Consider the following 5,487-nt stretch of genomic DNA (forward strand, 5'->3'; position numbering starts at 1 on the left):
GAACATCTTGAGTAAGGATGAACCTTACAGAGCGGATGGATACATGACCAAGAACAATAAAGCCAAAAAGATAATGACCACATCACAGGCCTTAGCGCTTTTACGTTCAAGGGGCTACACAATTATTGATCATAATAGTGAGCTTTTAACCACGACGGGTTCATAGCGAACCTATGCCTATTATACACCAGCATAGGTAGAAGCACCTTGAAAAAAATGAGTTTTTGAGGTGGCTTATTAAGGTGACCCTGAAAGTGGGTTAGGTTGTGGAGCGACAGTTTCAAGCTTGAGAACCCTTGGGCCCGGAGGGCCCATCAATCTTAAGAACCTTTCAGCCACAACCCTTCTACACAACCTGTGGCGTCAGCCGCGCGCCCTTTTATCCTGCGGCGTCAGCCGCCACCACAACCCTCGGGCCCATAGGTCCCGTCAAACTTCAGAACCTTAATAACCCTCGGCCCGGAGGGCCGTCAACCTTCCCTTTTGAACCCTTTTTATAATACACAGGAGGAATATCATGGAATTACTGGCACCGGCAGGATCACCGGAACATTTGAGAGCAGCCCTGGACGCCGGGGCGGATGCGGTTTATCTGGGCGGCAAGCTTTTCAGCGCCCGCCGGTTTGCCGGAAATTTTTCCAATGAGGAGATGGCCGATGCCGTTTCCGAAGCCCATCTTCACGGCGCTTCGGTGTATGTGACCCTGAATACCCTTATCGGCGATGTGGAGATGAGGAATCTTAAAGCCTATCTTTCCTTTCTGGAGACCCTTCCCTTAGACGGACTTCTGGTGCAGGATCTGGGAGTGGCGGCGCTGGCCCGCAGGCTGGCTCCTTCCATACCTCTCCACGCATCCACCCAGATGACCATTTCAAACCTGGACGGCGCCCTTTTCATGAAGTCCCTGGGATTCCAGCGGGTGGTGCTGTCCCGGGAGCTGTCTCTTCCGGAAATCAAGAGGATTGTGGAGGAGTCAGGGGTGGAAATCGAAGTCTTTGTCCACGGCGCCCTCTGCGTGTGCTATTCCGGTCAGTGCCTCATGAGTTCCTTTATGGGCGGCCGTAGTGGAAACCGGGGTGCCTGCGCCCAGCCATGTCGCATGCCCTACCATCTGGTGGACGATAAAGACCATAGATATAATCATGATGGCGATTATATCCTGAGCCTGAAGGACATGATGGGCATCGAGCGTATTTCCGATTTCCTTGATGCAGGGGTGGCGTCCCTTAAGGTGGAGGGGCGCATGAAGAGCGTGGAGTATGTATATAACACCGTAGCCGCCTACCGCCGGGCCATTGACGAGGCGGAGAGGGGAAGGCAGGCGGACACAGAGCCCCTTGTGCTTTCCCTGAAGGAGGAGTTCAACCGGGGCTACGCCTCTTCCTATCTGGACGACCATATCGGGAAACATATGATGACCGCTCTGGCTCCCGGAAATCACGGCGTAGATGCAGGCCGGGCGGAGCAGGTGAAAGGGGCGGTTTTCCGTTTCCACAGCTCCATTGCAGAAATCCCCGGAAAGGTGACAGGCATTTCCTATGAAACGGATCATCACACCATGGCCTTTGTACCCATGAAGGACGTAGAAGGAAGGAAGGGCACATTCACCGTCCGCTATAACGAAAGGCCGAAGGAAATGGGGGCGGTGTACTTTGTGGTGGAAGGAAAGAAGCAGTCCACTGCCATGAAAGACAGGAAGGGCAAAATTCCTCTTTTCCTTTCCTTTGAAGCCCTGCCGGGGAAACATCTTACCATGACCCTTTCCGACGATAAGGGCCATGAAATTACCCTTTCTTCCGATTACACAGCGGAAAAAGCGCTGTCAAAAGTCACTTCCGAAGAAGACATCAGAAAGCAGCTGGGCCGCCTTGGAAATACATGGTTCACCCTTGCCGGCGCCTCTATCCATAACGAAGGCTGCATGGTGCCGAAAAGCATTCTGAACCATATGCGCCAGGAGGGGGTGGAAAAAATCACCGCCCTCAGGCAGGAGGCCCATGAAAAGACCATTCCCGGGAAGAGAGACATTTCCTTTGCGCCCCTTGTGACTTCTCCCTTTAAGAAAGAGGGTCCCCATGTGGTGGTGCGCACCACCTCCCTTGACCAGGTGGAGGAAGCTCTTTCTCTCGGCCTCTCCCATTTCCTCTTCGGCGGGGAAACCTATGACCACCGGTCTGTCCCTGTGAAGGACTACGAAAAAGCCCTGTCCCTGGTACGGGACAAAGGCGGCGTCATTACCTTTGCCCTGCCAAGGGTGGTGCGGGAGAAGAACCGTTTGAAAGAGGACGCCCTGATTTCTTCTTTGGCCGCCCTTTCTCCCGACGGCATGATGGCCGAGTACCCCGGCGTCATAGAACTGTGGGAGAAGGAAAAATGGACCGTGCCCCTTCTGGCAGGCACATCCTTCAACCTTTTCAACGGCGCCGCAGTGAAGGAAATCGAAAACTGGGGCCTGGCCGGCGCCATGGTGTCGGAAGAAGCCACCATACCCCAGATCCGGGACATGGTGAAGGCGGCATCCATCCCCCTTTCCGCCCTTGTATACGGCAGGACGGAAATGATGGTGTCCGAGTACTGCGTCATCAACAGCGTCATGGGGGGCAGGGACAAGAACCACTGCCCCCGGTACTGCATGAAGGGCTCCTATTTCCTTGAAGACGAAAAAGGCGCCCGCTTCCCGGTGAAAACGGACGAATGGTGCCATATGCATATATTAAATTCCCGTATTCTTGACATGGTGCCCTACCTTCCGGCTTTAAAGGAAATCGGCCTTACAGGCTTTGTGCTGGACCTCAGGGCGGAAAAGGACGCCGCCCCGGTAATGGCAGCATGCAGGGACATTGTGAGCGGAAAGAAAAAGGCCCCGGCCCCCTCTTCGAAAGGAGAAAAGGACGTCACCCGGGGACACTTCTTCAGAGGAGTTTTATAAATGGAAAAAGATATACTGGAAATACTTGAATTTAATGAAATCAGGAAGAAACTGGCAGACCTTGCGCCGTCGGCCCTGTCAAAGAAAATGGCCCTGGAGCTCACCCCCTCCTCCGTGTCGGAGGTGGTGGAAAAAAGCCTGCAGGAAACGGAAGAAGCGTCTATCCTGCTGGAGAGGGAAATCACCACCCCCCTGGGAGAAACCCATGACATTCTGGACACCCTGAAAAAGGCGGAAAAAGGAAGCCTTCTTTCCGCCAAAGAATGCATGGACCTTTCCAACTCCCTGGACACCTATAAGAAAATGCACCATTACTTCGAAGGGGAAAGACACCTGCAGTATCCGGCGCTGGAAGAGATTTCCTCCCTCCTTGTACCTCAGGAAACCCTGATTTCCCGTATCCATCAGATATTCGACGAACACGGCGAAGTGAAGGACCAGGCCTCGTTGAAACTCTTCCGCATCCGCACCCAGAAAGAAACGGTGAAGTCCAGAATCCGCCGGGCCTTCCGGCACATTCTGGAAGACAAGGACCAGGCATCCTACCTGCAGGATGCCATCATTACCCAGCGGAACGGCCGCTACGTGGTGCCGGTGAAAGAAGAATACCGCTACAAATTCAGCGGCATCGTCCACGATCGTTCCTCCACCGGCCAGACTCTCTTCATGGAACCTATGGTATCCGTGGAACTGAACAACGACCTGGCGGAAATGACAGCGGCGGAAAAGCAGGAAATCCGGGAAATCCTGGAAGGACTGACGGAAGAAATAAAAAAGACGGCGGATGTCACAAGAAACAACTGCCGTCTGGCTACGGACATGGAATTCATCTTTGCCAAAGCCCGCCTGGCCCTTGCCATGAAAGGCGTCAAGGCCCTCCACTCCGAAAGGGGCGTCCTGGACCTTCGGAAAGCCCGCCATCCGTTAATCCCTGAAGATCGGGTGGTGCCTGTTTCCATGACCCTTGGCAAAACCTTCCGCATCCTCATCATCACCGGCTCCAACGCCGGCGGCAAAACCATTGCCATCAAAACCGCAGGCCTCCTTGCCCTCATGAACCAGTCCGGTCTCTTCATTCCGGCGGAAGAGGGATCCATGCTCCCTGTGTACGACCACATCTACGCCATCATCGGCGATGAACAGAGCATTCAGGATAATCTCTCCACCTTCTCCAGCTACATTACCCAGCTCGTATCCTTCCTGCCCTCTGCAGGAGAAAAGGACCTGGTGCTCTTGGACGAACTGGGCTCCGGCACCGACCCCGTGGAAGGAGCGGCCCTGGCCCAGTCGGTGACCGAATACCTGCAGATGAAAGGCGCCCCTGCCATCATCACCTCCCATTTCAGCGAAATGAAAAAACTGGCCTACGAAACGAAGGGCATTGAAAACGCATTCGTGGAATTCGACGAAAAGACCCTGGCCCCCACCTACCGCCTTATCATCGGCGTGGCGGGGAACAGCAACGCCTTCAACATCTGCCGCCGCTTCGGCATGCCCGATGTCATCCTCGGCCGGGCCATCCAGCTCAAAAACGAATCCCCCCTCCACAACATGGAAGAAGTGATGGAAAGACTGAACAGCCAGAGCCGGGACATGAACAGGGAAAAAGAAGAAGTGGACAAAACCCTCCGCCAGGCGGAAGAACTGAAAAACTCCCTGGAAAACGCCAGAGACGAATTCTACCGGCGGAAAGACTCCATCCTTGAAAAAGCAAGAGAAGAAGCGGAAACCATGAAACGGGACCTCCGCGTCCAGTCCGAAGCCATTATCAAAGACCTGAAGAAAAACGCCGCTGCCATGAGCAGGAATAAACTGGGCGACAAAATCTCCGACATCCGTGGCAAAATCGACAGCCTTAACGTGCCGGGCAAAGAAAACAGGCGGGAAAAACTGCCCAAAGACCAAGTAAAAAAAGGCACCTGGGTATACATCGACACCATAGACAGCGAAGGCACCATCGTCTCTGTCAGCAGAAACCAGGTCCAGGTCCAGTGCGGCCTCATCCAGGTCAAAGTCACCGCCGACCACCTCTTCAAAGCCAAAAAGCCAAAGAAACAGGAAAAAATCCTGCCCTACGCCCGTAAAAAGACGATGACAAGATCCGTAGCTGCCGTCCACACCGAACTCAACATCATCGGCAAAACAGTGGACGAAGCCATCCCGGAAGTAGACCGCTTCCTCAACGAATGCTTCATGGCCGGCATCTCCCCGGTACGCATCATCCACGGCAAAGGCACCGGCAGCCTCAGAAGAGGCGTTCAGGACTACCTCAGAACACTCAACTTCGTCACCGAATTCCACGAAGCCGACCCCACCAACGGAGGCGCCGGCGTGACAGAAGTGTACTTCTGAGAGCGCTTCCCCAGTGAGATGGTGGGCTGGCAAAAACCATACAACCGCCCTGACAGGCGGGAAAGAATTGACGTAACGTAAAGGGGCTGTGAAAAAATGTAAATCATTTTTTCACAGCCCCTATTTTATATCAGCAGCCTCAGGCAGCTGTCCCCTTCCGGCTCGCTGCGCTCGCCACCCACCCCTGAAACAGGGGTGGGCAAGGG

2 protein-coding genes are annotated in these 5,487 nt (G+C 54.3%); both read left to right on the top strand.

The window, feature by feature from the left end; genetic code table 11:
* Nucleotides 1-517 precede the first annotated feature (517 nt).
* Nucleotides 518-2,929: a U32 family peptidase gene (locus Q0482_RS08610; RefSeq protein WP_299145482.1), complete on the top strand. Its 2,412-nt coding sequence runs from the start codon at nt 518-520 to the stop codon at nt 2,927-2,929.
* Nucleotides 2,930-5,281, top strand: a complete 2,352-nt coding sequence (locus Q0482_RS08615; protein WP_299145484.1) for an endonuclease MutS2 — start codon at nt 2,930-2,932, stop codon at nt 5,279-5,281. It abuts the gene before it with no gap.
* Nucleotides 5,282-5,487: the final 206 nt, after the last annotated feature.

The sequence above is a fragment of the uncultured Dialister sp. genome (assembly GCF_937959425.1).
Classification (GTDB): domain Bacteria; phylum Bacillota; class Negativicutes; order Veillonellales; family Dialisteraceae; genus Dialister.